The sequence below is a fragment of the Acidobacteriota bacterium genome, assembly GCA_039683095.1.
Lineage (GTDB): Bacteria > Acidobacteriota > Aminicenantia > Aminicenantales > Saccharicenantaceae > RBG-16-66-30.
In genome coordinates, this window is the sequence record JBDKSB010000012.1 from 210,182 (window position 1) to 234,901 (window position 24,720).

27 protein-coding genes and 1 tRNA gene are annotated in these 24,720 nt (G+C 64.7%); all 28 read right to left on the bottom strand.

Features of this window, described 5'->3' with window-relative positions; all coding sequences use genetic code 11:
* Window position 1: 1 nt before the first annotated feature.
* Window positions 2-940, bottom strand: coding sequence for a hypothetical protein (locus tag ABFD52_08770; GenBank protein MEN6560852.1), 939 nt, complete (start codon window positions 938-940; stop codon window positions 2-4).
* Window positions 941-988: 48 nt separating this feature from the next.
* Window positions 989-2,290, bottom strand: coding sequence for an FG-GAP repeat protein (locus tag ABFD52_08775; GenBank protein MEN6560853.1), 1,302 nt, complete (start codon window positions 2,288-2,290; stop codon window positions 989-991).
* A 176-nt stretch (window positions 2,291-2,466) separates the two neighbouring features.
* The gene (locus ABFD52_08780; GenBank protein ID MEN6560854.1) at window positions 2,467-2,859 is read right to left on the bottom strand and encodes a protein disulfide isomerase family protein; all 393 of its coding nucleotides are present in this window, start codon (window positions 2,857-2,859) and stop codon (window positions 2,467-2,469) included.
* Between the two features lie 278 nt (window positions 2,860-3,137).
* Window positions 3,138-3,857 (bottom strand): hypothetical protein, encoded by a 720-nt coding sequence (locus ABFD52_08785; protein MEN6560855.1) that lies wholly within the window; start codon window positions 3,855-3,857, stop codon window positions 3,138-3,140.
* Window positions 3,854-4,900, bottom strand: coding sequence for an aldo/keto reductase (locus ABFD52_08790; GenBank protein MEN6560856.1), 1,047 nt, complete (start codon window positions 4,898-4,900; stop codon window positions 3,854-3,856). The genes ABFD52_08785 and ABFD52_08790 overlap by 4 nt, the downstream gene beginning before the upstream one ends.
* A gap of 236 nt (window positions 4,901-5,136) precedes the next feature.
* Window positions 5,137-5,209, bottom strand: a tRNA-Lys gene (locus ABFD52_08795).
* Between the two features lie 186 nt (window positions 5,210-5,395).
* Window positions 5,396-6,634, bottom strand: a complete 1,239-nt coding sequence (locus ABFD52_08800) for a hypothetical protein (GenBank protein MEN6560857.1) — start codon at window positions 6,632-6,634, stop codon at window positions 5,396-5,398.
* A 9-nt stretch (window positions 6,635-6,643) separates the two neighbouring features.
* Window positions 6,644-9,106, bottom strand: coding sequence for a hypothetical protein (locus ABFD52_08805; GenBank protein MEN6560858.1), 2,463 nt, complete (start codon window positions 9,104-9,106; stop codon window positions 6,644-6,646).
* Entirely contained in the window at window positions 9,107-9,856 is a 750-nt protein-coding gene (locus ABFD52_08810) for a hypothetical protein (GenBank protein MEN6560859.1), read from the bottom strand.
* Entirely contained in the window at window positions 9,853-11,796 is a 1,944-nt protein-coding gene (locus ABFD52_08815) for a hypothetical protein (protein MEN6560860.1), read from the bottom strand. The genes ABFD52_08810 and ABFD52_08815 overlap by 4 nt, the downstream gene beginning before the upstream one ends.
* Window position 11,797: 1 nt before the next feature.
* A complete protein-coding gene (locus ABFD52_08820; protein ID MEN6560861.1) occupies window positions 11,798-12,004 on the bottom strand; it encodes a hypothetical protein in 207 nt (68 codons plus the stop codon).
* 125 nt (window positions 12,005-12,129) lie between these two features.
* Window positions 12,130-12,495, bottom strand: a complete 366-nt coding sequence (locus ABFD52_08825; protein MEN6560862.1) for a hypothetical protein — start codon at window positions 12,493-12,495, stop codon at window positions 12,130-12,132.
* Window positions 12,496-12,504: 9 nt separating this feature from the next.
* Window positions 12,505-13,545: a hypothetical protein gene (locus ABFD52_08830; GenBank protein MEN6560863.1), complete on the bottom strand. Its 1,041-nt coding sequence runs from the start codon at window positions 13,543-13,545 to the stop codon at window positions 12,505-12,507.
* Window position 13,546: 1 nt separating this feature from the next.
* The gene (locus ABFD52_08835; GenBank protein MEN6560864.1) at window positions 13,547-13,726 is read right to left on the bottom strand and encodes a hypothetical protein; all 180 of its coding nucleotides are present in this window, start codon (window positions 13,724-13,726) and stop codon (window positions 13,547-13,549) included.
* Window positions 13,727-13,741: 15 nt separating this feature from the next.
* Window positions 13,742-14,212 (bottom strand): hypothetical protein, encoded by a 471-nt coding sequence (locus ABFD52_08840; GenBank protein ID MEN6560865.1) that lies wholly within the window; start codon window positions 14,210-14,212, stop codon window positions 13,742-13,744.
* Window position 14,213: 1 nt separating this feature from the next.
* Window positions 14,214-14,750 (bottom strand): hypothetical protein, encoded by a 537-nt coding sequence (locus ABFD52_08845; protein ID MEN6560866.1) that lies wholly within the window; start codon window positions 14,748-14,750, stop codon window positions 14,214-14,216.
* Window positions 14,747-15,349 carry a hypothetical protein gene (locus ABFD52_08850; protein MEN6560867.1) on the bottom strand — a complete coding sequence of 201 codons (603 nt, stop codon included), beginning with the start codon at window positions 15,347-15,349 and terminating at the stop codon, window positions 14,747-14,749. The genes ABFD52_08845 and ABFD52_08850 overlap by 4 nt, the downstream gene beginning before the upstream one ends.
* Before the next feature lies 1 nt (window position 15,350).
* Complete coding sequence (locus ABFD52_08855) at window positions 15,351-15,707, bottom strand: hypothetical protein (protein MEN6560868.1); 357 nt, start codon at window positions 15,705-15,707, stop codon at window positions 15,351-15,353.
* A gap of 74 nt (window positions 15,708-15,781) precedes the next feature.
* Window positions 15,782-16,165, bottom strand: a complete 384-nt coding sequence (locus ABFD52_08860; protein ID MEN6560869.1) for a hypothetical protein — start codon at window positions 16,163-16,165, stop codon at window positions 15,782-15,784.
* Between the two features lie 38 nt (window positions 16,166-16,203).
* Window positions 16,204-17,361: a phage major capsid protein gene (locus ABFD52_08865; protein ID MEN6560870.1), complete on the bottom strand. Its 1,158-nt coding sequence runs from the start codon at window positions 17,359-17,361 to the stop codon at window positions 16,204-16,206.
* 12 nt (window positions 17,362-17,373) lie between these two features.
* Window positions 17,374-17,967, bottom strand: a complete 594-nt coding sequence (locus tag ABFD52_08870; protein MEN6560871.1) for an HK97 family phage prohead protease — start codon at window positions 17,965-17,967, stop codon at window positions 17,374-17,376.
* 12 nt (window positions 17,968-17,979) lie between these two features.
* The gene (locus ABFD52_08875) at window positions 17,980-20,166 is read right to left on the bottom strand and encodes a phage portal protein (GenBank protein MEN6560872.1); all 2,187 of its coding nucleotides are present in this window, start codon (window positions 20,164-20,166) and stop codon (window positions 17,980-17,982) included.
* Entirely contained in the window at window positions 20,163-21,644 is a 1,482-nt protein-coding gene (locus ABFD52_08880; protein MEN6560873.1) for a hypothetical protein, read from the bottom strand. Before ABFD52_08880 ends, ABFD52_08875 begins: the two co-directional genes overlap by 4 nt.
* Window positions 21,625-22,029 (bottom strand): helix-turn-helix domain-containing protein, encoded by a 405-nt coding sequence (locus ABFD52_08885; GenBank protein ID MEN6560874.1) that lies wholly within the window; start codon window positions 22,027-22,029, stop codon window positions 21,625-21,627. Before ABFD52_08885 ends, ABFD52_08880 begins: the two co-directional genes overlap by 20 nt.
* The gene (locus ABFD52_08890) at window positions 22,026-23,240 is read right to left on the bottom strand and encodes a DNA methyltransferase (GenBank protein ID MEN6560875.1); all 1,215 of its coding nucleotides are present in this window, start codon (window positions 23,238-23,240) and stop codon (window positions 22,026-22,028) included. The genes ABFD52_08885 and ABFD52_08890 overlap by 4 nt, the downstream gene beginning before the upstream one ends.
* Before the next feature lie 7 nt (window positions 23,241-23,247).
* A complete protein-coding gene (locus ABFD52_08895) occupies window positions 23,248-23,517 on the bottom strand; it encodes a hypothetical protein (protein MEN6560876.1) in 270 nt (89 codons plus the stop codon).
* An 11-nt stretch (window positions 23,518-23,528) separates the two neighbouring features.
* The gene (locus ABFD52_08900) at window positions 23,529-24,227 is read right to left on the bottom strand and encodes a hypothetical protein (protein MEN6560877.1); all 699 of its coding nucleotides are present in this window, start codon (window positions 24,225-24,227) and stop codon (window positions 23,529-23,531) included.
* Window positions 24,224-24,682, bottom strand: coding sequence for a peptidoglycan recognition family protein (locus ABFD52_08905; GenBank protein MEN6560878.1), 459 nt, complete (start codon window positions 24,680-24,682; stop codon window positions 24,224-24,226). The genes ABFD52_08900 and ABFD52_08905 overlap by 4 nt, the downstream gene beginning before the upstream one ends.
* Between the last annotated feature and the right edge of the window lie 38 nt (window positions 24,683-24,720).

The window sequence follows — 24,720 nt, forward strand, 5'->3', positions numbered from 1 at the left end:
GTCAGGCCTCCCCCTCTTCGCCGGCCTCGTCCCGCCGGGCCGCGACCTCGGCGGCGTGGGCGGCGATGCGGTCGGCGATCCGCTCGACGACGGCGTCCGGCACTCCGTCGGCGTGGGCCGAACGGAGCCTCATGTCGCAGATCTCGTTGACGTAATCGACGGCGACGAGGCGGCCGCGGACGTCGCGGGCCAGCTCGGTCGAGAAGAACCGCAGCCTCGAGACGCGGGCGATCGACCGGACCATGGCGTACATCGCCTCGAGGCCCGCGGCCGCGGCCTGGTCGTAGCCGAGTTCGGCGTAAACATGGGTCCGGTCGTCCCACCAGGCCAGATGCACCTGGCCCAGGACGTAGAAGCCGCGGAACCAGAACCGGCGCCCGTCCCGCACCTCGGGCACGATCCGTTCCTGGAGCAGGTACTTGTCGGCCGGGTAGGTCCGGCGCGCCGCCAGGACCTCGGCCGGGCCGGAAGCGTCGATGACGACGCCGAGGCTGCCGCCGGTCGTGTTGGCCGGCTTGATTACGAACGGCAGGCCGAGAGGCGCAAGGTCGCCGGGCGCCAGGGCGATATGGGGCCGGGCGGCGTACGACGGCAGGATGACCGTATAGGGCGCCGGGATGCCCGCCGAAAGGAACTCCAGGTGCATGGTCGCCTTGTCCGAGGCCCAGCGCAGCTTGTCCAACCCCTCCAGGACGTCCCGGCCGCGGGCCAGGGCCAGGGCTTGCAGCTCGATGAACTCCGGCGAGGACCCGGAAGCGCGGTCGACCAGGAGGCTGAAGTCCAGGGCCCCGGAACGGAAGTCCGCGAGGGCCCGGCCGGCCTCGGCCGGCCGGACGATAAGGACGCTCAGTCCGCGGTTGCGGGCCGCCGAGGCGACGAGACGGACGAAGTCCGCGTCGTATTCCCAATCGTAGGCGACGGCCAGATCGTATCTCGGCATCGGCATCGCTTTCGGTCTCGGCCCCGGCCGGCCCGGACGCGGGCGGGACTAGGATTTCTTGAAGACGTAGGCCGCGCCCCGGTCGGTGCCGGCCCCGTCCTCGCCGACGGAGCCGCTCAGGATATACAGGCCGTAGATGTCGACCGAGAATCCGAGCCAATCCTGGTTGGAGGCGTCGCTCGACCTCAGATACTGGACCTGGCCCCAGTTGTCGGTGCCGCCTTCGTCCTCGGAAAAGACATAGACCTGGCCGCGCTCCGTGCCGCCGCCCGGGGCCCAGGGCGCGCCGATGGCGACGTTCGTGCCGTTCACGGCGACGCTGTAGCCGAAAAAGTCGTTGTCGTGCTTGTCTTTCGCCGTCAGCTTCTTGATCTGGCCCCAGTTATCCGTCCCGCCGCTGTCCTTGCCGAAGACGTAGGCCGCGCCACGGTTGGTGCCGTCGCCGTCGTACCAAGCTTCGCCGACGACCGCCAGGGCCCCCCGGATGGACACGGAGTTGCCGAACCAGGAGTTGTCGGTGGGGCTCGCCGGCGTGAGCTTCCTGACCTGGCCCCATACCCCGGCGCCGCCGAGGTCGCGGGAGAAGATGTAGACGGCGCCGCGGGCCGTGCCGTCACCGTTCACCCGGGGCGCGCCGACGAAGGCCAGGTCCCCGTCGAGGGCGACGGAGTAGCCGAATTGATCGACGTCCACGCCGTCGCTGGCCGTGATCTTGTTGGCCTGGCCCCAGTTGTCCGCCCCGCCCTCGTCCTTGAGGAAGACGTAGGCCGCGCCCCGGTCGGTGCCGGCCCCGTCCTCGGCGTCGGCGCCGACGAGGACGGTGTCCCCGCTGATGGCCACGCCGTACCCGAAGTTGTCGTCGTCCGCCCGGTCGCTGGCGGTCAGCTTCTTGACCTGGCCCCAGTTATCCGTGCCGCCCTGGTTGCGGTAAAAGACGTAGGCGGCGCCCATGTCGGTCCCGGTACCGTTCTCGCCGCCGGCGCCGACAACGGCGTAATCGCCGGAGATGTCGACCGAGACGCCGAAATAATCGTAGTCGCTGTCGTCCGAGGCGGAGAGGATCTTGACCTCGGTCCAGGCGTCGGAGGACTTGGAGAAGATATAGGCCTTGCCGCGGTCCGTGCCGTTCCCGTTGGCGCCCGGAGCGCCGACGATGGCGAAGTTGCTGTCCATGGCCACCGAGTAGCCGAAGCTGTCGCTGTCGGCGATATTGCTGGCCGCAAGCTTCAGGATCTGCTTGTAGGTCTGGACGTTGTCGTCGCCTCCGCCGTCGTCGTTCGCGGAGCAGCCGTTGAGGGCCAAGGCGATCGCCGCGGCCAGGAGGACGGTCAGGGCGGGATGGTTCTTCATGGGTCCAGCCTTTCAGCCTTTTGTCGCTTCCGGGATACCGAACTACAATTACAGAATCCGCGTTGCCTGTCAATCCGGAGGCTGGCGGCGCCGCGGGCGGCCCCCACCCGGGAGACCGTCCCGGCCGGATCCGCGGCTGGCTCCCCGGCCCGGGCGGGAGAGCGCCGGGGCCGGGCTCAGCGGACGGCGCAGCGGCGGGCGAAATCCCGGAGCTGGCCGTGGGTCAGGCCGCGGTGATAGGTCCCGTCCAGGCGGCGGACGAGCTGTCCCTTCTCGAAGAAAAGGAGGGTTGGAAAGACGGAGACGCCGTATCTCTCGACGAGCGGGTCGTCGTCGTCGACGATGATCCGCGCGTAACAGGGGTCGCCGGTGGCCGCGTGGGCCAGGTAGATCGGCAGGAACTCCTGCGAGAACGGGCACCAGGAGGCGTAGAGCATGATCATGAGCCGGTCGCGGGAGGCGACGGCGGCGTCGAAATCCTCGGGGCTCTCGAGCAAGACGCAGGCGTCTTCCGCGGCGGCCGGCCGAGGATGGTCGTCCGGCTTTTTCAAGATGTTGCGGATGGACATGGGTCGGGCTCCGTTCGAGGCGAGATCATCCGGGCGGCTCCGGCCTCCATCTTATCAGGAACGGCCGGATCGGTAAAACCCACCATCGCGTCTTGGCGTCTTGTGCCTTGGCTAACGTATATATCTGATATAAAAATATTTAAGTCAATCACGGGGTCCAAAAGGGCTCTTTCAGGCGATTTTTTCCAGGGAAAAGCTCATAACCCGGATCGCCGATATTGGCGGCAAAAAGGGCGAGGCATCAGTTTGGCGGAAACCAGATATCTTCGCTAATTGATTTAATATGAGATGGTTGCGTTAGCCAAGGCAGGCGTGAACAGCATCAGGTCGTCGAAGGCGCCGGTGTCGTCGAACGAGCCGACGCCGACGAGGCCGTGGGTCAGGGTCCGGTCTCGGGCGGTCAGGATGGGAGCCGTCATATCGTCGAGATAGGCCCGGATCTCCCCGGTCCGCGCGTCGCAAACCACCTTGAAGGCGTGCCAGGCCAGGTCGGTCAGCCGGAAGACCGACTTCCCCGCCGGTTCGAGGTTGATCTTGATCCGGTCGGCGCCGTTGACCAGGCCGATGATGTTGTGGACGGCGTCGCTCGTCCCGGCGAAATGGACATAATAGAAATGGGCCAGATCCTGGTAGTGAAAGATGACGTCCATGTCGCGGACGGCGACGGCGGGGTCTGTCGAGCAGCGCAGCCGGCCGCTGAACTCGAAGGACCCGGCGTCGTGTCCCGAGAGCACGGAAACCGAGGTCGGCGCCCGGATCAGACCCGGGCTTCCCGGGGCGGTCAGCTCGTAGACCTTTGAGCCTTTTTCGTCCGCGACGCGCCAATGCGAGGGGTCGTTCGGGGCCCAGCCGTCGGCGCGGCCGTCCTCGAAGTCGCTCGAGGCTACGGGCCGCGGCCCCGTTCCGGCCGCGCGGCAGCCGGCCGCGACGACCGCGACGGCCGCGAGCAGCGCCAGGGCCGCCGCGGCCTCCAGGACCGGGACCGCCCGGCCGTTCAACAGGCCTCCCCGTCTCGGTAGCCCGGCTTCATCCAGGGCAGGGCCGCGCCGGCGAAGAACGGCTCGAGCTTGACCGTCAGGCGGCTCATCTCCTCGGGCGACAGGGGCTGGAAGTCGCGCAGAAGCGCGGCGTTCTTGCGGACGACGTCAACGCTGTCCGTGCCGATGACCGCCGCGTGCACGTGCGGCAGGGTCAGCGCGTAGCGGATGAGGTCCGTGGCGGCCAGCCCCGGGACCGTTTCGCGGGGCCGGACGGACTTTATGATCATGATGCCCATCTTCCGGGCGGCCGCGGCCGGGATGGCCCCGCTCTCGAAGTCGCCGTGCCGCTCCTCGTAGTGATTGAGGGCGATGAGCATGGTGTCGAAGTCGTGGCGGCGGGCCGCCTCGGCCATGGCCGCGGCGTCGACGTGGCCGCTGAAGCCGATGAACCGGGCGATCTTCTGGTCCCTGATCTTGCACAGGGCGTCGAGGGCGCCGCCGGCGAGGCCGAGCGTGTCCAGGTCGGCCATGGATTCGATCAGGTGGACCTGGTAGAGGTCGATGTGGTCGGTCCGCAGGCGCTTCAGGCTCGTCTCGAGCTGGCGCATGACGCCGTCGTAGGAGCGCTCCTCGAACTTGGTGGCCAGGAAGACCTCTTTGCGGCGGCGCTCCAGGACCCGGCCGATCCGCTCCTCGCTGACGATCGCCTTGTTCGTGTAGTCGCCGGCCGTGTCCCAGTAATAGAAGCCGTGGTCGAGCGCCGCCTCGAGGATCCCGGCGGCCTTGTCCTCGTCGAGGACGGCGCAGAAGCGGCTGCCGAGCCCGATGCCGATGCGCGGCACGAGGGCCCCGCTCTTGCCGAGCGCCACGGTCGGCAGGCCTTTCGGATCGAAGCCGGCGGCAGCAGGACCGGCTCCGGAGCGGGTCGTCCCTCGGGGGTCAGGAACGGGAGTATCACCGGACGGAACCGCCCCTATCAATGTCGTGGCCGCCGTCCCGGCCGCCGCCGCGGCGGCCATCTTCTTGAGGAATTCCCGCCGGCGGACCTGCTCTGGGCTCATGAGATTCTCCTCGTTGTCGTTGCGCCTTGGCTAACGCAATTGAATGATAACAAACAAATTGATAGAATAAAAGGGATTAAAAAGGGCTATAATCGGCGGTTTTCGCGGGGGAAAAGCGCAAAGCTAAGATCGCAGAAATTGGCGGCAAAAAGGGCGATGCTTCAGTTTGCCGGGAACACGAAATCAGATCCATTGCTTTTAGTATGATGGGTTTGCGTTAGCCAAGGCATGAAAAATGACCCGCGTAGGACTCGAACCTACAACCCGCAGATTAAGAGTCTGCTGCTCTACCAATTGAGCTAGCGGGCCATGTATCTGTTCGGCTATCAGATTTTCTATCTGTAGCTTACGCTAATCGCCTCAGGTACCATTGTCCAAATCTTGACCAGAGGCTCTCTCCTCCGCGCCCACCGGGCCGGAGGATTGGAGGCATTATAGCCGGGCACGAAAAAGATGTCAATCTTCGTTTCCCTGATCAGCCATCGCCTGGGCCGGCTATCCGTTGAAGGCAGCCGAGATCGATCCGACCCGGAGATAAGCCACCATATCCAACGTTGTCATGACCATGATCATCAGCAGGAGGTTCGACGTCGGCAGGTTCGCCGTCTTCGAGACGACCTTCGTCCCGTTGATGTAGAAGTCGACCTGGCCGCTCGAGACGGCGACGATCCGAAGGGTGAACCAGGAGGCCGCCGCGGCGATCCCGGTGTCGGATGCCGAGAGCGTCGTTCCATCCTTGACCAGGGCATAGATGTTCGACCCTACGGCCGAGGAATGACGGAACATGGCCAAGTGCCGGCTCGCGGGATCCTCGGTATCGGTCGTGAACGCGGCGTCGGTGAGGCCGATCCACGTCCGGACGTTAGTCAGCGTCTCGAACTGAATCCGGCAGGTGATGTCGAAGAGCTGCGCCGGGGTCACGAGGAGCGAGGAGTTCTGGGAAAGAAGCTGCTCGGTGTTGCCGGCCGTGGTGTTCGTGACCAAGCGGGCATAATGCGGGATGGTCGAGGAGAAGGTCATAGAGCCCGTTCCCGACGCCAGGAGATCAATGAGCGTCTGGAGCAGGGCCGAACCCGTGGCCCGGGCCGCCGCCCACCTCCTATCGGCCATGACCGGGAGGACCTCCATCAGCTGAACGAGCCGCCCTTCCTGGCCGTTGTCGTTGAGTGCGTAGAGGCGGTTGTCGGACTTGAAATAGACCTTCCCCTTGCCGCTCGCGGGGGTCGCCGGCGTCGCGATCTCTGGGAGCGTCAAGGCCCCGGTGAGCTCCTGGCCGGCCAGGACGAGGTTCGTCCGGTCGGACTCGAGGCTCAGGAAGTGCGTCCTGGCGGATGTCGCCCAGGTCCCCACGCCGCTCTCGATGATCCAGGCCGTCGCGCTGACGAGCCTCATGGTGACATAGGCGAAGGTCTCCCCCGCCACGTTGTTGACGAGAGTGCCGCCGGCCGCCCCGCCGTTGATCGTGTCGGAGTCGGCGGCGTCGATCGTGACGTTGCCGGCGCCGAGCTTTACGATCCGGAACCAGCCGCCGATCTGCGGGGTATCGACAGACGGCAGGTAGACGGTTCGGGCCGACGCCGAGTTGATGATGACGGTCCGGCCGAAGTCCGCCGTCGTGAGCGTCGTGTCGGCCGCCGAGCCATCGAGATAGTCGCCCTGGGAGACGTACTTGACCAGGTTAAGGAAATCGGATCGCTTGGTCGCGTTGCCGATCGTGACATCGGGTTTCGCCATGATATTCTCCTACCACCACACGCTTCGATTCGCGGTCGTCCAGTCGCCGGCGACGACCAGGCCGTCGTCATCGCACCAGAAGCCCTGGGATCCCTTCTCCGCGTCCGTCGCGGAGGCCCAGGCCGCCGCCGTGTCAGAGCACCAAATCCCAACCTGTGCCGCCCCGCCCTTGAAGTTGTCGACGACGATCGCACAGCGGGCCGCCCCGAGCTCCTTCGAGATCGATATAATCTGGAAGAACTGGTCGACGATTGAGCCCGCAGCGCCGGGTGCGATGGCCTTGCTGATCTTGAGGATGTCCGAGGGCTTCCGGTCGAATAGCTTGAGCCCGTTCACTGTCAGGCCCAGCTCGACCATCGGGATATTCGTAAGATACAAGATGCGCTGCTTGAGGTAGGTCGCCGAGGCCTCGTCAGTCAGCCACGTATAGAGCCGCTTATAGGCGGTTTCCTCGCCATCTACATAGCGGGCCCGGGAATTCGTGCCCTCGACGACCTCGAAGGCATCGTCATCCCCTACGGTATCAAGGCCCTGCTGGTCGGCCGTCGCCGGCGTGGGATTGAAGTAGACCTGGACGCCGGCGAAAAGCTTCTCGGCCGGCGCCCTCTGCTCGAACTCCGCGATCTCCTGCGTCTCGATCACGGCATCCTCGGTGTAGAGCGGAGAGAACGCGTCAAACGAGATCCGCCCGTCGAGCTCCTGATAGACGATGCCGAGGACCGACCGCTCGATCTCGTTGATGTAGATCGAGAGGTTCTTCCTGTTCCGGATGTACTTGCCGAGGACGTACTCTCCAAGCGAGGCCTTGGCCGCCGCGAAGGCCGTTGTGTTGATCTGCGTCGCGGCGAGGCCCAGGACCTCGAGGAGAAGGAACCGGATGATATCCGAGGCATTGGTCATGAGGTCGGTCGATGTCTCGCCAGTAATATCGGAGAGAACCGCACCCTGGGCCGTGCAGGAGATCTCGCCCGTCGGCGTATAGGATACGAATGTGAACTTGCAGTTAGCCAGGTCCACGATGTAGCTCGACGGACTCACCAGGATCCCGGCGTCGTAGACGGCCTCCACGGCCTTGAGCGTCTGATAGTCTGCATCGGCGATCGTCCACTCGGTGCCGTCGGCCGGCGCCGTGTTCGTGCAAAGCGGCCGGATCCCCGTCACGCGGCCGAAGAGAAGCGGCAGCGGCTTCCCCCGCGCGTTCTCAGAGACCCCGTCCCCGAAGCAGGGATTGACCGGGACCTGGCGTGACAGGAGCTCGAGCCAGTTGACGGTGTCGAACCGGACCGCGGATGCGGCCCATTTCTCGTCCTTGACATAGCCGGAGTAGATCGTGGCGTACTCCGTGAGCGGCAGATCCTCTCCACCGTGGAGGATCTCGACGGCTGCGTTCTTCCACGACCAGGTCGTCCAGATGTAATCGAAGAACCTCTTTGAGTTCAGGATCTCGAGCGCGAGGTCTCCGCAGGCAAGCCCCCCGCCGGTGAGGAAGTCCGATTCCTCCGATTCGATGGCTCCGAGCGCGGAGGCGTTCAGGAGCGGCTCGTAGTAGATGTTGTCGAAGATCTTCCCCTTGGCATTCTTCCCAAGGCCCGAGGCGAAGTGAAGCCTGAAGAAGGCCACAATGTAGACCGACTCCCGGTCGGCCGCGAGGTCGTCTGTACAGCGGACGTAGAGCTTCTTGGACGTCGCGTCGTAATAGTAACTGCCGGCCGCCCCGTCGACGGCCGCGCTCGAGGTCTTGAGGGTGAGCGCCGTCCCGTTGTGCTCGACGGCCGTGAGCGCCCGGTAGGTCGCCCCATAGGAGCCCATCAAGGGCAGATCATTCCAGTCGATTTCGTAGGTGTAGACGAGGCCCGAGGTCTTCGTCCAGCCCCGCAGCTGCTCTTTCGGGGTAATCCGGAGGAGGAGGTCGCGCTGGCACGCCGGCGAGGCGACCAGGTCCTCATACGTCGCCGGGCCGAGTTCCTCCAGGTAGACGTCATCGACATAGAACGACGAGGAGGCGGCTGCCCTATTGAAGGCGCCCCAGAGCATGTTGAGATTGTCGGGAGCGGCCGGCGTCTTGAAGATGAAGGAGTGCCGGGCCCAGGCCCCGGCGCTATCCAGGCCGCCCGAGTAGTCGTAGTCATAGGAGCCGCCGTTTGGCTGCCAGGTCCCATCGTCCTGCAGGTACTTGTTGTACCCGCCGATCATGATCCTCGCGAAGCCGGCGACGGTCTTGCCGGCGGCCGTCCGATACCACATCGTAGCCCGGTACCAGGTCGAGGGCTTCACGACCCGGGTCTGATAGAACTCGGCCCACCCATTCGACGCGTCGACGTCGCCGCGAATGCAATATACCCCGGAATGGACAACGGTCGCCTCGCGGTTAAGGGACGACGCGCCGGTAAGAAGCTTGGTCCAGTTGGTAGGATTCGTCGCCGACGACCAGACTTCGAAGCCGCCGTCGACAAGAAGGTTCGGCCCGGGCATCTACAGGACCTCCCTCATGGTGAGGGCCGCACTCCGCCGCTTCATGTAGATATAGCCATACTCGGGGAGCTCCTCGAGCCGGACATACGCGGTGAGGTCGTGCGCGCCATCCGTCTCGATCTCGTTGCCGTAGTCTGCGATAACCCAGAAGAATTCCTTGAGGCCCACGGCCTTGACCAAATTCTCGATCTCGTCTGGGAGTACGTTCGACCAACCGAACGTGTAGATGTGATAGGAGGACTTATCCTCGAAGGCTTCGGCGCCGTCTGTCGATTCCGAGATGACGGTCGGGTCGACGAGGCGTCGGGTGTGGGAGGAGAAGTTCCGTTCCGGAGACGGGGCGGTGCCGATGTAGACCCGGCCGATTGAGACATAGCCGTCCGGGTTCGCGGGGTCAGCAAACGTGAACCTCCACCAGCGGTAGGACTGGTTCGCGGCCCAGAGATAGAGGATATCCCTGGCGTTCCAGGTCATCGTGACATCTACGCTCGGCGCCGTCCAGACGTCGGTCGCATTGGCCTGGACATGGACCGTCGCGCCCGACGTCAGGTTGTGGCCGGTGATGATGACAGCCAGGATCGCCTTGGCCGAGCCCAGGTCGAACTTCAGCCACTCCGACGTGCAGCCAGTCGCGCGCCAGGGCTTTGAGCGCCAGGCACTCTGGACGTTCGCGGCCGGCAGGGTCGCGACCGCCGAGGAGGCCGAAACAATGCCGGCATCCGAATGGTTGGTGTAGCAGAAGCGGATCATGCCTCACTCCTCACGAGCGTCCGGACGTTCATCCCGCCGCGGCCGCGGCTCGAGAGCTTGTTGATGCTCGGGAGCAGGGCCCGGCCGACCTGCTTGCCGTCCATATAAAGGTTGATGATGGCCGGGAGGGTTGCCGCCTCCGCGCTCCTGGCCGCCACGCCTTCCCTAGCCGCGGCCGGCGCCGTCAGCTGGGCCATCTGTACGATCTGAATAAGCTTCTTCTCCGGCAGCACATACTCGGTCCCGTGGCCGATCTCGGCAATCGTAGGCTTGGTGAAGACGCCGCCCTGCTCGAACTTCAGGATCTTCGAGAACAGGGCGTTGATGATGGCGAACGATCCAGCCGCGACGGGCAAAGCTACGAACCAGGGCATCGAGCCGAAGATGCTAGCCAAGGCGCCCGACTGGGCCTCGCCCTGCTTGGCTGTCTTGACGACCTTCGATTCCCATATGTACTTGAGGACCATCGCCTCGATCCCGCTGATGGCCGATTTAACGAAGTTGGAGAAGACCTTACCGACGTTGTCCACGACCGTCGCATTGGCGTCCCCGAAAGAAACAAGGCCGGCCGTCATCGATTGCATGGCCGCGTCCCAGACCGAGGCCATCCCCTCTGCCTCGGTCTTCGCGTCGGCCGTCCCAGTCTTGATACCTTCAAAGAGGCCCGGGACCTTCTCGGTGAAGTTCACGACCTGGCCGGTCATCCCGCCGATCATGTCGCCGAGGGAGCCCAGGTTGTCGTTGACGGGGGCAGATATCGACACAGAGCCGAGCATCCGGAGCCAGCGGATCTCCCGCTCGAGGGCCTCGTCTGACTCGGAGAGCTTGGCGTTCAGATCCTTGGTTGCCTCCGTGTGCGATCGTGTCCCTTTCTCGGCCGCCGCCCAGCCATCCTTAAGGGCCTTCAGTTTCGCGATGGTCCCCGCCCGCTCCTTGTTCCATTCCGCCTCGAGCTCCTTGCCGTAGGCACCCTCCCCGATAAGCTTAATGAGCGTCTCGTAGTTGTAGTTGTAGAGGGTCGCCAGGTTCCGGACGTACTCCTGTGTCCGGCCGGCCCGGGCCGTGATTAGGAAGAAAGTGTCCGCGTAGACTTCATTTGTCTTCGCGTTTCGGGCAGCCCGTCCGTCGACGTCCTCAAGCTGCTGGTTGAGACCGGCCAGTTTGGCGACCAGATTGCCGACGGCCTGTGCCCCGGCCGAGATCGCCGGAAGGAAGGCATTCCCGAGCTTCTCCTTGGCATCAGAGATCGTGTTCCTCATCTGGGCCAGGCTTCCCTCGGCCGTATTGGTCTGGGCCGTGGCCCGTTGGAAGAGCCCTTCGAGCTTCTCCATCAACGCGGCCCGCTTCTCCTCGAGCGGCAGGGTCTCATCGACCTTGATGCCATAGCGCTGAAGGGCCTGGAAGTTCCCCTCCATCGCTTTCGTGACCATCATCGCCGCGGAGTCGAGATCGATCCCCAGGGCCGAGGCAAGCCCGACCGTGCTCCGGGTCGCCTTTTTAATGCCCTCCTCATCGAGGTCGGTCATCTGCGCCAGGAGCGTCTCAGTCTTCTTGATTGCCTCGTCGTCGTATATGGTCTTCCGCTGAAGCTCCGAGGCATAGGCAGAGAGATCTTCGGCCAAGCCCGGGACGGTCCGGCCCGTGATCGCGAGCGCGGAGTTGAGCGCGCTGTCAACCCGTTCGGCCTCCATCCCGGCCTCGGCCACGCTGACGATCTGATCCTTGACGAACGCGAGGCTCTTCTTGATGGCGTCGGCAGCTAGGCTCGCCGCGGTGAAGGACGGAATCAGATGCCCGGAGAGTTCCTGGCCGAAGGACTGGCCCTTGCCCCGCGCGCCCTCCGTCTGCTTCCCCAGGGCCTCGACCGCCTTGTCAAAGTTCTCGACGTTCTTGACCGCGCCGGCGCTGTCGACGGTGATGACATACTTGATATCCGCCATGTCACGATCCCTTTGCTGCCTTGGCCTTCTCCAGGCCTACGCGCTCGAACGTCTCATAGATGAGCCCCGCGGCCCGGACAAAGAACGCCCGGGCCGCCCCCTTCAGCCCTTCCTCGAGGAGGAACGGGCCGAGCGCGCCGGCGGCCAGGGTGAAGCCGTTGACGTTCTCCTGGTACCAGTTCCAGCATGCGATCTCGAACGCGCTCATCTTCTCCCCAGCCGCCTCCATCCGGCAGTTATCGCATCCCCCTGTGTCCTCCCCTACCTCGTGCCGGTGATCCTCCGGCCGGAGGAGCCGCGGCCAGGATCCCTCGTAGAGCTCGAGGTAGCGGATCAGTTTTTTAGGAAGTTCCCCTCGTTCTGGACGAACTCGAAGAGCGCGATCCCGAGCAAGACGCCGTCCGGGATAATCTCCTTGCCGGCCGCATCGCGCTTCGCCTTGATCGGGAGTGCGACGAGCTGCGGCAGGAGCTTGCCCTTCGTCGCGGCGTCGCACTCCCAGGGCGTCCCGTCGTCATGGGCAAGGTTCCAGGCTACGATCGCTTCGGCCAGAAAGACACGGACCTTGTCGCTCAGCTTCATCCAGCGGTGGTCGAGGGCGATCCGGTCCTTGGCCACGTACTCGACCTCAAACCGGAGTTCCCCGTCGTCGGTCTCGAACGTGACCTCCGCCGTGGGTTTGATCTCTTTCAGTTCCACGGCTCCTCCTTACGCCAGCAGGGACGTCGCCCGGGTGTTCATCAGGTCGGCATAGACGGGGAGCGTCAGGCCGGTCATGCCCGTGGGAGCGGCGTCCGCCTCGAGACCGCGGAGGATGACCTTGGCCGGAATGATCTTCGAGTCGGCGAATTCGACGTCCTCGATGACGAGCCGCGGCAGCTGGAACTTCTTGTAGTAGTAATAGGTCGAGGCGATCAGGGGACCGGTGATGACCACGTCGGCCTTGTACTCGCTCGCGGCGGTCCAGGCGGCGAACCACGCGGCGTTGACCGCGTCCATCCGGGCGAACTCTAGCATGAGCTTCACCTTCGGCTTCGCGTTCTCGAGGGATTCGATGATGGCCTGGCTCCCGGCAACATGCTCCCCGTCGAAGGAGCGCTCGATCTCCAGATTGAACGCCTTGGGTTTGAGCACGTCAGTCGGCGTCGCGAGGCCGGCGCCCGCCTGGGCATTCATGCGAAAGACGGCCTGGTAGGCCTTCGCCCGATGGTGGGCGTTGGCCGGGACCGTGACCGAGGACATGGACGTGATCACGGAGGAGTTGTCGATGACCCGCGAGCCCCGGACCGAATAGCTCGACCGGATGAGTCCGTTGTTGAACGAGAAGGCGGCCTTCATGACCTTGATCGACGGCACGACGTGGATCTTCGTCCCCTTCTCCGTCGCGTAGGTCGCGAACAGGCCGGCGACCGAGTCCTTCAGGGACAGCGCGTGGAGATAGGCCGACGTCGCGGCCTGCTGCGCCGGGGCCGCGGTGGTCCCCATGAGAAGCGCGAGGAGGACATTCTCCAGGCCGTCATAGCGATCGTCGAAGTCGAGCTGAAAGTCTGAGGGGTTGATGTTGCCGACATCCAGGTTCTTCGCGTGCGCCGTGGCCGACTCGTCCTCGAGCATGGCCACCCCGAGCTTAGGGGCGCCCGGGTTCAGGACATAGATACCGTTGCCGGCGGCGTTGACGTCGACCTCGGTGTCCCAGGTCACGCCCTTCTTGATGGCTGTCTTGTTCAGCCTGGCTTCGATATCGCCCATGTCAGACCTCCTCGCCGCTGTGCGCGGCCTTCTTCTGCTTGACTTCCGCGGCGTCGCCGTCGCGGACCCAGACCTTCGCGGCTTCGTCGGGAATCCCGAGCTCGGCCGTGTCGATCACGTCTCCCGGCTTCGCGAGAACCCGGTCCAGGTGCTGTGCCGGGCCCTTCCACTTGATGACCATGTTGCCTCCTGTCCTTTATGCTCCGAAGGGGTCGCCGGCGATCTGGACCAGGAACTCCTGCCAGAAGTAGCCGAGCCCGCTCGCAACGTTCTCGCCCTCGTCCGTCCAGCTGCGCCCGACGCGCACGTAGACGGTCAGGGTCCCGAGCGCGCCGGCCGTGGCCCCGTCCCTCGAGTCCGTGTCGACGGCCCTGCGGACGTCCGCCAGGGCATGCTCCATCTCCGTCACGGTGTCGGTCGCGGACTTGACGACGCCCTCGACGACCACGGCGAACTCTTCCCGGTACTCGCCGGCGTCCTCTTCGGGGGCCTGGCCGTCGCTCGCGTGGACGCCGTAGACCGGGAAGGCGATGGCCTCATTCGGGGCGATCCATCGCCTCGCGACCTGGCCGGTCGTCTTCCAGAACGAGTCGCCTTCGACGATCGCCTGGAGGACGACGATGATGCGGTCGATGACCTGGAGGCGGAGCGGCTTCACGGGCGCCATGTCACTTCACCCCGGCCATTCCCTGGGCCACCTTGAGGACGTGGTCCGGGTCCATCATCTCGCTCAGGTCCCGCTCCCGGTACTCGAGCACCCCGGAAAACCACTTCGTCTCCGGGATCTTGACGTCGAGCTTCTTCTTCGAGGTCAGGGCGATCCCCCTGTACATCTCGTTCCCGGTCTCCTTGAACATGAACCAGGCCCAACGCCTCATGCGCTTGGTGACCCGGGGGTGCGTCGTCCCGCCCTCGTCCTGGATCTTCGCGTACCGGACGCTCTGCGTCCCCCCGATCCCTGTGCCGACGACGACGGTCCAGCGGTCCTCCTCGGCACCGACGAGCTTGTCGATGTTCCGGGCGAGCTGGCCGGTCTTCTTCTTCCAGGGGCTGATGGACTTCTGCATCGCCCGGGCCCGCATCTTCAGGATCCGGACGGTGTCGGACGCCCACTCCGTCGCGACGAACTTGTGAGCCCGGTTGAGCTTGAGAAGGGTCGCCGTCTGCCGGATGGCCCCGGAGAAGTCCGCGGTGATCTGGGTCATACGCGGTACCTCCGGTACTTCTGGAGGATCTCTTCGACCTCCTTGAGGAGGCCTCGCTCGACGTGGCTCGTCGACCCGTCCGGGAAGCTGCGCGATGTCTCGCCCCACTCGCTGCCCTGGGACTTCTTCCACTCGCGGGCGACCTGGATCATGCAGCCGAGCTTCAGGTCGGCCGGCAGGGCCGTCTCCCCCGTCCCCGGGCTCGCGCCCTGGACGACGTAGCCGGCCGCGTAGGTGATCTTGACGGTCTGCCTGCCGCGGAGCCAGACCCCTCCGACCCGGTGGACGATCCCCGAGGCGTGGTCGACGACGTAGTCGGCCGCCGCGCCCTCGGTGAGCAGGACCCCGTCCTCGTAGATCGAGGTGATCGAGATGACCGGGTAATTCGGTAGGAAGAGATCCGTCTTCCCGTTCCCGTCGAAGTACTGGTCCGTGTAGGTCGTCTTCGCCAGCGTCCGCCCGATGCGGCTGTTGAACATCTCCGAGACGGAATCGATGAGCAGCTCGAAGAGGCTGTCGTTCCCGGTGCCGGAATACTCCGGCCCCAGGTACGTCTTGAACTGGGCGGCTGTGATCAGGGAGGACGCGGCAACGGACATGCTACTTCCCCTGGCCCTTGGCGCCTTTGTTCTCGGGGGCGCCCGGGTCCATCTTGTTGGCCGGAGCTCCGCCCTCCATCTTTCCCTCGGCCACGGGGACGGCCCTCTTGTCCTTGACCAGGACCGTGGCGATGTGGGCGGGCAGCTCCACGGTTTCCTTTGCCTTGAACGACTCCGGATGGATGCCGTCCCGGCAGACCGTGTAATCAATGTTGAGCTTGACCTTCATGGTCTCCTCCTGCGGCTCGGCCGGGATCTCCCTCCCGTCCAGGGTCGTGCGGCGGACCCTCGTGGGGACCGTCAGCGGCTTCCCGTCGAACGGATCGAAGTCCTTTTCGGCCGGCGCTGTCTTTCTCATGTTTCACTGAAAAGAGGAGGGGGCCCGGGTTCCGAGCCCCCTCCAATCGTTCATGCCGCTGCCTGCCCTCTGCGCTAGACGGCCGGCGCGTGCCGGGGAGCGCCCTTGATGACGGCGGCCCAGCCGATGCCCGTGCCGCCCGTGGTGTCGACCCGGAGGTACCGCTTGGAGCCCTTGTACCCGAAGGTCTTGATCTCGTTGTCCGTGGCCTGGAGGAGCGTGGGCTCCGTCCCGATGAGGTCGGCGTCGGCGACCGCCGCGGCGTCCGCCAGGTTGGCCGTGTCCCCCTCCATGAGCTGGAAGGGCATGTCCACGGTGAGGGCCCCTGAGCCGCAGACGATGAGAGCGCCGTCGAAACCCTTGAGGTCGATGATGGCGTCCCCGGTCTTGGCGGCCGCGCCGAGGGCGGCCGGGTAGATGGAGTACTCGGCCTTGAGGTCGTGGTAAAGATCTTTCATGGTGTCTCTCGCTTTCCTTTCAGTTCAGAGACTCGCCTCTACGCCTTCAGCGTGAGGACCTTGATAGCTTCGGCCAAAACCACCTGGCCGCCGACCCGGCGCCGGAAGAGCAGCCCCACCTGGCCGACCTCGGCGTACTTCTCGATGAGCCGCTGCGTCTCCATGCCCAGGCGGTCGACGATGACGTAGCCCTTCTTGAAGTCGCCGAACGCGACAGCCTTGGCGCTCGCGGCCTCGGCCGGCATGTCCGGGCACTCGGTGTAGGGGCGGCCCAGCACCGTCGCGGCGGATCCGTCCTTGAGGCCGGGCTGCCACAGGTACTCGGTCGTGGTCGTGTTCTTGAGAAGGGAGATGGCCAGGGTCGAGGAACGCCGCCAGATCCACGAGGCGTTCTTGGCGTAGAAGTCCTTGAGCGAGTAGAAGAGCTGCTTGAGGTCGTCGGCCAGGATCTTGCCGCTCGTGGTCACGCCGGTGAAGCCGGTGATGGAGCTGTTCATGAGGATGCCCTCCATCTGGCCGGCCGCGCCGGTGCCCGAAATACCTTCGGTGCCTTCCTTGACGCCGAACTGCTCGGCCGCCTCGGAAACGATGAACGACTCGAGCGGGAACGCGGAGTCCTCGATGTTCTGCTTCGAGACCTTGACCAGGGCGTACATCTCGTCCGCCGGGATCTTCTCGAGCCCGAAGGCCAGGCCCGTGGTCTCGGTCCGCGTGCCGATCTCGGACGTGCGGTAGGCCGCGAACGTCCCGGTCTTCTTCGGCCAATCGAGGCCGGGGGCGCCCGTGGGGATGACCCGGGCGAGGGACCGGATCGGCGAGTACTCGGTGACGTTGGCCAGGATCTCCCGGACCATCTCGTTGGGGGTGGCCAGGTAGCCGCCCGTGGTCAGATCGGAGATCGTCATCACCTTGACCTCGTCCGCCGTGAGGGCGCCCGCGCCCTTGCGAACGAAGTTCTCGAAGGCTTTCTTGTGGAAGGCGGCCTTCTTGTCCGGTTCGGCGGGGACGCCGGGGCCGGGGGCCTTGAGCTTGACGACTTCCGCGGACAGCTCCGCGTACTTCGCCTCGAGGTTCGTCTTGTACTCCTCGAAGGCCGCCTTGGAGATCAGGTTCTCCTTGACCTCCCGGTCCTTCTGCTGGAGCTGCGCGACGAGCCCGTTGATCTGCTCGTTAAGCGCTTTGAGCTTCTCTTCCATGTGTGTGTCTCCTTATGAATCGAGATATGACTTGATCCGGGCGATCGATTCGTCGACCAAGTGGATGTGCTCCGGCTTGATCTCGGGAGTGGGCTCTCCGCCCGGCTCCGTGCCCGGCTGTCTGCTCTTGATCTCAGCGACGACGGCCCCAGGGCAGGCCTGGAAGACGCATGCCGAGATCTCCCAGAGGTTGATCTCCTTGAGCGTGCGGATCCCCGTCTCGCGGTCGATGAGCTCCTTGACGACGTTGTAGCCGATCGACAGGCCGTTGACGCTGCCCTGCTTCATGGCCGAGCGGACGTCCCGCGCCAGCTCGATGTCGAGGTTCAGGCTCCCCGCGATCTTCAGGCCGTGGTCGTCTTCCTCCCCCGTGATGATGCCGATCGGGACGAGGAAGGAATCGTGCGACCACAGCAGCGGGAACTTCTTCTTCTCCCGGAGGGTCTTCTTGAACGCCCCCTTCTGAACGGCGTCGCCGTAGGAGTCGATGGCATCGAAGACCGACCCGTAACCGGTGAACGACCCGGGCTCCGCGTCGCCTTCGGCCATCGTGAACTTGAACTCGATCTGCTTATGCTCCATCGGGATCTCTTTCTTGTCGGCCATGTTCGGTCTCCTTTAGCTCTCCGGCACGACGGGATAGGTCGTGCAGAGCTCGTTGCAGACGTTCTCCGGCGACCCCTTCGGATCCCCGGGATAGGCCAGCGCCTCGCCGCCGACGATGAAGTCCTCGTCGAGCGCGACCTCCTGGCCGTCGGCTTCCTTGTGGGTCTCCCGGCTGTCCGGGACGAACGAGCACATCCAGGCCTTCTTCTCGACGAACTCGGTCTGCTTGTAACCCTCGGTCTGGCCGTAGTTGTCGACCTTCGCGCTCTCGGTCCGGGCCCACAGGCGGGAGCGCCAGGGCGCGAAGTCCGCGACCTTGTCGCCGATCTCCTGGGCGAACTTGCCGACGCTCCAGTTCTCGACGTTCGCCTTCCGGATGAGCTTGTTGATGACCTCGAGGGTGGTCTCCCCGACCTTCGTCCCCGAGTTGAAGATCATGTCCTTGAGCTCGGCGTCCTGCTCAGGGGTCATGGTGAAGACCCAAGACGTCGGCTTCTTGGGATCGTCCTTCCACGCGAGCGCCTTGAACTCGGCGTCGTCGAAGAGTTCGCCCTTCGATGCCCGCATGCCGGCGTTCCCGGCCCGGATGAAGTGGTCGACGTACCAGGCGGAGAAGGCCTTCGAGTACCGCTTGGCCTCGTCCTTGACGCTGAAGATGTCCGTACCGTAGAGCCCGGAAAGGGACCCCAGGCGGCCGGCCCGCTGGCTCACGGCCTCGGCCTGGGCCTTGATGTAGGCCTTGGCGATCTGCTCGAAGCTCTTCTCCCTCGTCTTGACCCGGCCCTCGAACGACTTCCAGAGCCGCTCCTTGCGCTCCGGGGCCGCCCAGAAGGACTTGACCTGGGGGGCCGCCTTGCCGGCGCCGACCTTGGAATCCTTGCCCTCGTCGCCGGCTTCCGGCTCGTCGACGTCCTCGGGATCCTCGTCTGGATCGCCCTGGGCGTTAGGGTCGTCCGCGGGCGGCTCGGCCGCAGGGGCCGGCTCGGGATCCGGCTCGGGCTCGGCCGCGGCCTGCTCGAGCGGGATCTTGCCGAGGGGGACGAAGATCGTCTCGCCCTCCACCCCGCCGACGGGATCCTGGCCGGTGAGCTTGCGCAGCTCGTCGACCCTCAACCACCAGGCGCCGTTGAGGTACGAGAACAACTTCTCCCGGCTTTCCTGGAGGGCCGCGATCTTGTCCTTGTTGATGCCGAGGACCAGGCCGTCCGAGTACATCGGCGCAAGCCAGGCATTGAGGTCGTCACAGAACTCTTCCATGAGAGGGATGATGACGTCCTCATAGGCGCCCTTCCGGGCCTCGATCTTGTTCGAGTAGGTCGCGTATTCCGAGTCGCCGACGAGGCAGGGGTCCAGGTTGTAGACAGTGCAGATGTCCCGCTTCGTGACCTTCGTGGTGTTGAGCCAGTCCATCTCCTTGGCGGTCAGCATGAAGTTGACCCACTTGAGCCCGCCCTCGAGGAGCATAGGCTGGCCGGCGTTCTCGTAACCCTGCCACTCCGACTTCATCATGTCCTTGAGGCGGATGAACTGCGCGTCGTCCAGCTTGCCGTCCGTGGACAGCGCCCCCGGCGGCCTCATGTCGTTCTGGAGGAGGCGCATATTCCACTCGTTCGCCATGTTCGAGATGTCGACCGCGTGGCTCGCGACGCTCAGGGGCGACAGGCCATAGAAGTTCTCCGTCGGATGGAAGAGCTTCGAGTGCAGGACGAGCGACGGGTCGATCTTCAGAGGGTCGCTCGTCTTCCCGAACTCATAATGGTCGACGATCTGCCCGCGGCCCCCGCCCGGGACGATCGTCATGAGGTCCGGCCTGGGGCACCACAGGGCCAGGGGCGGCTGCTTGCCGATCCGGCCGGCCAGGATGTAGCGGTTCCCGCTGATGAGGAGGGAGGCGAAGCTCCTGAAGATGAAGGCCCGCCGGCCCTCGGCGTCGTTCGGACGGCCCAGGAGCTTGAGGATGGCGTGATCCGGGGCGTCCTTCTTGCCGACGGTGGCCGTCCACTCGATCCCGGCCGCAGCCCGGCAGATGTAGTTCACGCAGGCATAGAGGGTGACGCAGTTCTCGTACCCAGCTTTGCTGAGAGCAGTGTAATCCGCGGGGGTCCAGAGCGCGGTCTTCCCGAGGCCGAAGAGGATGATCCGGGCGAGAGGGTTGTCGATACCCGAGACCGCCTTCCTGAGTCTGGCGATAAGGTTCACGACTTGAGGCTCCTTATGTTCGGACCGTTCTCTTTCGGGTTGTAAAGCGTGAGCAGGAAAGCGTCGGCCTTGTCCGGGCTTCTGAAGCCGCGGGCCTTGTAGTCGTCCTTGGACTCGACGCACCGCCTCCCCTTCTTATCGAGAGACTTGGACTTCCGATTGACGAGCTCGGCCTTGAGCCGATCGTCCGCCGGCCAGGCGACCTCGTGGAGGATCTTCCCGGCCCCGAACCACATCTCGGCCGCGACGCTCGGATACTTGTCCGGCTCCGAGGGTTCGCCGCCGAAGCAAACGGGGACGATGTTGTAGCCGCGGGCCTGGAGGATGTCGGTCAGGCCGCCGCCGACGCCCGTGTCGTCGACCTTGATCCGGGTCTTCTTGTTGAAGGCAAAGAACCGCTCAACCTCGGTGGCGATGAAGACGAGCTTCGCCTTCTCGGGCAGCTGGGGCGAGGCCAGGACCTTCTCCTCAAGGAACTTGAGGCCCTTGCGGCGGTACATGACTGTGTCGTCAGTCCCGCCCCTGGCCACGTCGATGCCGCCCTCCTCCTGGCCCTCGGCATTGAAGGCCTCGTCCGCGGCGTTCTTGACCATCTGCTCGACCTGGGAGAGCTTGATGATCGAGTCGGCGCCGGCGTCCACGATCTCGCCCTTGACCTTGGTCTGGAAGAGAGGCGACTCCTCGCCCCACTCGTCCCGGCACTCAGCGATCCAGGCCGGCCCGGCCATCTGGACCTGGAGGTCCTTCGGGTCGACCAGGTGCCGGCTGAAGCGGTCCGGCCGCGCAGGGTCCGGCATGGCGAGCCCGCGGAACTTCTCCCCCGTCACGTAGGGCGAGTCGAAGGCTGAGATGTGGATCCTGTTCCACTGCTTCTGCTCGGACTGAAAGATCTTCCAGTACTGCTCGCCGACCTGGACCCCGTCCGTCGTCGAGATCACGAGCTCGCGGCAGAAGCCGCCCGTCATCGAGCCGCGGACCGAGTCCCAGAGCCACTGCGGGATCCCCTTGGCCTCGTCCAGGATGAACAGGATGGCCGGCGCGTGCCAGCCCTCGGCCCTGGTCGGCCTGTCTGTCGAGAAGCCGATCGCGTAGTGGTCCGGGTCGTCGGTCTTGATCTCGGTGATCAGGCACTCGCCCTCGAGGGTAAGCCGGCTGCGGACATAGATGGACCGGATCTCGGCCCACAGGAGCTTGGCCATCTGCGTCCACGTCGGGGCCGTCGTGACGACTCTGGAGTTCGGGAAGCAGTTCAGGAACCAGACCGCGACCTCGGCGGCCGTGTAGGTCTTCGAGACGCTATGGGAGGCCCGGACGGCCGTCCTCTCGTGCACGGCGACCGAGTGCAGGATCGCGCGCTGCTTTGACCAGGTCAGGTGCCCCAGGGCATGCTCGACGAAGAAGACCGGGTCCCGCCGATAATTGACCAGCAGGGCGGCCATCACCTGGCGGGTCTCCGGGTCAAGCGTCTGCGCCTGCATCCTCGGCTTCTTTCATGGACTTCTTCATAGCTTCGAGCGAGAGCTTGCCTGTGAGGGTCAAACTGCCGTCTATCTGCTGCCGGTCTCGCCAGAGATCCGGGCGGCGATTCTTGAGCCAGAAGATGGCTGCCGCGTCGCTTCCGGCAAGGGCCCGCTTATAGAGGCTCTGCGTGACTTGGAAGTCGGCTTTGAGCTTTCCCCTTTTTAGGGACTGCAAAAAGTCGGGGCTCGTTTTCTTCCAGTAATTGAGGGTCCGCTCGGAAATCCCCAGGATGACGGCTATCTCCTCGTCGGTGAGGCCCATGCTGGCGATAACCTCGACCTGGTCGAGGCTCACGTGGTCGGCCTTTGTGGGCCGGCCGAGCTTTGCGAGGGGGACCTTCACTTCGCGCTCCTCCGGATCTCGCGCTCGGAGACGCCGGTGTACTTGGCGAAGCGCTGGATGATGACGTCGCAGTACTTGGGATCGAGCTCCATCCCGTAGCAGGCGCGGTCGGAGATCTCCGCTGCGATGAGGGTGGAGCCAGAGCCGAGGAAGAGGTCGAGGACGACCTGGCCGGGTTTACTCGAGTTGACGATGCCCTTGGCGCAGAGCTCGACCGGCTTCATCGTCGGGTGCTGATCGGAGGCCGTGGGCCGGTTGACCTCCCAGATCTCGGTCTGCTTGCGATCGCCCCGGAAGCTGCTCTTCTTGAGCCAGCCATAGAAGCAAGGCTCATAGATCCGCTGATAGCGGGCCGGAGAGAGGACAAGTTGCTGCTTCTTCCAGATGATCGTCGCGGACCAGTGGAGACCGGCCTCGACGAGGGCCAGACGCTGCCGCATGCCGGCAGGCCCGGAGGCGCCCCAGATGTAGACGTCGCCACCCCGGAGGTAAGCCTTGATGGCCTCGATCAGGGCCTGGTTGAACTTCGCCCAGCTGGCGTCATCCATGCTATCGTTGGCGATGGAGCGGACCTTCCAGGTCGGATGGTTCTTCGAGGCTCCGTAGTCGACGTTGTAGGGCGGATCCGTGAAAACGAGATCGGCCTTCTTCCCGTCCATGAGCCGGGCGACGTCGTCAGGATTAAGGCTATCACCGCACATGAGCCGATGTCGGCCGAGCTGGAAGATCTGGCCGCGGCGGGACTTCGCCGGCGAGTCGTCGACAGGAGGAACCGCGTCGGCCTTCGCGTCGAGATCAGGCCCGAAGCGCTCGAGGAGGGAAGTCAGGTCCAAGGCCGGCCCGAGATCGACCCGGAAGTCCCCGAGCTCGATCTTGGCCATATAGGGCTGCAGGAGCTCGGCGAGTTTCTCGTCCTCGTAGTAGCCGGCCCGATCGTTGTCGGAGAGGGCGAATTCGATCCTCTCCGCCTCGTCCCTTGGCCGGACGATCGAGATCTCGACCTCTTTGACCCCGAGCTCCTGGAGCGCCCGGATCCGTATGTTGCCGCCTAGGACGATGTAATTGTCCTTCTCGCGGAAACAGACCAGCGGCTTGTAGACGCCGAGCTTCAGAATCTGGCGTTTCAAGCGCTCAAAGTCCAAGGTCTTGATGCCCCGGGGATTCTTGTCCCAGGGGACGACCTTGGAGATCGGGACTTTGCGGATATCCATGTCCTGCTTACTTCTCTCCCTGGCGGGCATTAATGGTCCGTTCGATGGCCTTGACCGTGGCCTCGATCCCTGCGACCTGGGCCGGCAACGGCCTGAGCGACAGGACGCACTCCTCAAGGCGGGCGATCTTCTCACCCTGGGCGTTGATCTTCTCCTCGAGCTTCGACTTCCCCGCCCCGCCGCTGAACAGGCCCTGGGCGATGATCGTGAGCAGCGCGACGATGAGGCCGATTGTCTTTAGGGCCTCGACGTTGAACTTGGAGTTGCCGTTCGTCATGCCCGCGTCTCCTACCTGTGGAATAGGGATTTGACCTTCCCCGCCAGCTTCTCGGCCGCATAGAGGGCCAGCGGCAGGGGGTCCTTGTGCTTGACGGCTGACCAGACGCCAACGCCGAGACCTTCGACGTCATGGGCGGTGCGTTCGAACTTTGCGGCCCTGACGACCCGGAGGGCATCCTCGGCCAGGCCCTCGGCGGCGATCCGAAGGACGCGTTCGTTCTCATACTGCCGCTGCCAGGATTCGGATATGTCAACCTGGGCGTCGAACTTCACCTGCCATGAGCTATCGAGCTCTGCGATGGCTGCTTTGTGCCGATCCTCGGCGAGGCTGAACTTCTCGGCCCAGGCTGAATTCTCCGTTTTGGCCGCGGTTAACGCGCTTGCGAGATCGCCCTGAGCCTCATAGGCGGCGAGATGATCCTCGAGGGTGGCGATCTGCTTGTCCTTCTCGAGCTCGGCGGGGCTGGGCTTGCCGGCCGCAGCGAGGAGCCCGGAGATCTCGGCCGTCTGCGCGGCGATCACCTCGTTCTGCATGGCCATCGCGGCCTGATCCTGGGCATGACTCGCCTCGGTGGCCGCGGCCAGCTTGTCATATTCGGCCTTGGCGACCCAGAAGGCCGGGTCTGGCTCGGATGTCTTCCTGGCCAGGAAGTAGCCGGCGAGGATTCCGACGGCCAGGGTGATGAGGAAGGCCAGGACCTTTTTCATAGCGCCACTCTCACGGCCTGGAGGAACTTCTCCCACGGGAAAAGCTTGCCCGGGCAATCGGTATCGTTGAATTTCCGGTGCGGGCAGATGCTCTCGAGCGGGATCCGGAAGATGTCCGCGAGCATCGCGACGCCGCGGGCCCCGATGATTAGCTGGCTCAGAGGCGGCTCGCCCTGGTTGAAGTCACCGACGAAGGCGAAGCCGAGCGAATCCTGGTTATGGCCCTTGCAGTGCGCGCCCTGGAAGATCCACGGCCGGCCGAGGACGAGCTCGCAGGAATCGCCCAGTCGCTCGACAAGGAGGTGATAGGCGATGTCCGCATAGGGCCCGTCGGCCGGCCCGTTGGGCGGCGTCCCCATGTGCCAGTGCCGAATCCCGGGGACAGAGCAGTCGGGTCCGTCCGTTGAGCCGGTATGATGGATGATGATCCGGCGGGGATTGATAAGCGGGGCCATCCCCAGGCTAGCGGGCGTCACTGGCGCGCCTCTATCGC

Bases quoted from the DNA above. Each gene is read 5' to 3' on its own strand.
- ABFD52_08770 (MEN6560852.1), bottom strand. From the start codon at position 940: ATGCCGAGATACGATCTGGCCGTCGCCTACGATTGGGAATACGACGCG.
- ABFD52_08775 (MEN6560853.1), bottom strand. From the start codon at position 2,290: ATGAAGAACCATCCCGCCCTGACCGTCCTCCTGGCCGCGGCGATCGCC.
- ABFD52_08780 (MEN6560854.1), bottom strand. From the start codon at position 2,859: ATGTCCATCCGCAACATCTTGAAAAAGCCGGACGACCATCCTCGGCCG.
- ABFD52_08790 (MEN6560856.1), bottom strand. From the start codon at position 4,900: ATGAGCCCAGAGCAGGTCCGCCGGCGGGAATTCCTCAAGAAGATGGCC.
- ABFD52_08800 (MEN6560857.1), bottom strand. From the start codon at position 6,634: ATGGCGAAACCCGATGTCACGATCGGCAACGCGACCAAGCGATCCGAT.
- ABFD52_08805 (MEN6560858.1), bottom strand. From the start codon at position 9,106: ATGCCCGGGCCGAACCTTCTTGTCGACGGCGGCTTCGAAGTCTGGTCG.
- ABFD52_08810 (MEN6560859.1), bottom strand. From the start codon at position 9,856: ATGATCCGCTTCTGCTACACCAACCATTCGGATGCCGGCATTGTTTCG.
- ABFD52_08815 (MEN6560860.1), bottom strand. From the start codon at position 11,796: ATGGCGGATATCAAGTATGTCATCACCGTCGACAGCGCCGGCGCGGTC.
- ABFD52_08820 (MEN6560861.1), bottom strand. From the start codon at position 12,004: ATGAGCGCGTTCGAGATCGCATGCTGGAACTGGTACCAGGAGAACGTC.
- ABFD52_08830 (MEN6560863.1), bottom strand. From the start codon at position 13,545: ATGGGCGATATCGAAGCCAGGCTGAACAAGACAGCCATCAAGAAGGGC.
- ABFD52_08835 (MEN6560864.1), bottom strand. From the start codon at position 13,726: ATGGTCATCAAGTGGAAGGGCCCGGCACAGCACCTGGACCGGGTTCTC.
- ABFD52_08840 (MEN6560865.1), bottom strand. From the start codon at position 14,212: ATGGCGCCCGTGAAGCCGCTCCGCCTCCAGGTCATCGACCGCATCATC.
- ABFD52_08845 (MEN6560866.1), bottom strand. From the start codon at position 14,750: ATGACCCAGATCACCGCGGACTTCTCCGGGGCCATCCGGCAGACGGCG.
- ABFD52_08850 (MEN6560867.1), bottom strand. From the start codon at position 15,349: ATGTCCGTTGCCGCGTCCTCCCTGATCACAGCCGCCCAGTTCAAGACG.
- ABFD52_08855 (MEN6560868.1), bottom strand. From the start codon at position 15,707: ATGAGAAAGACAGCGCCGGCCGAAAAGGACTTCGATCCGTTCGACGGG.
- ABFD52_08860 (MEN6560869.1), bottom strand. From the start codon at position 16,165: ATGAAAGATCTTTACCACGACCTCAAGGCCGAGTACTCCATCTACCCG.
- ABFD52_08865 (MEN6560870.1), bottom strand. From the start codon at position 17,361: ATGGAAGAGAAGCTCAAAGCGCTTAACGAGCAGATCAACGGGCTCGTC.
- ABFD52_08870 (MEN6560871.1), bottom strand. From the start codon at position 17,967: ATGGCCGACAAGAAAGAGATCCCGATGGAGCATAAGCAGATCGAGTTC.
- ABFD52_08880 (MEN6560873.1), bottom strand. From the start codon at position 21,644: ATGCAGGCGCAGACGCTTGACCCGGAGACCCGCCAGGTGATGGCCGCC.
- ABFD52_08890 (MEN6560875.1), bottom strand. From the start codon at position 23,240: ATGGATATCCGCAAAGTCCCGATCTCCAAGGTCGTCCCCTGGGACAAG.
- ABFD52_08895 (MEN6560876.1), bottom strand. From the start codon at position 23,517: ATGACGAACGGCAACTCCAAGTTCAACGTCGAGGCCCTAAAGACAATC.
- ABFD52_08900 (MEN6560877.1), bottom strand. From the start codon at position 24,227: ATGAAAAAGGTCCTGGCCTTCCTCATCACCCTGGCCGTCGGAATCCTC.
- ABFD52_08905 (MEN6560878.1), bottom strand. From the start codon at position 24,682: ATGGCCCCGCTTATCAATCCCCGCCGGATCATCATCCATCATACCGGC.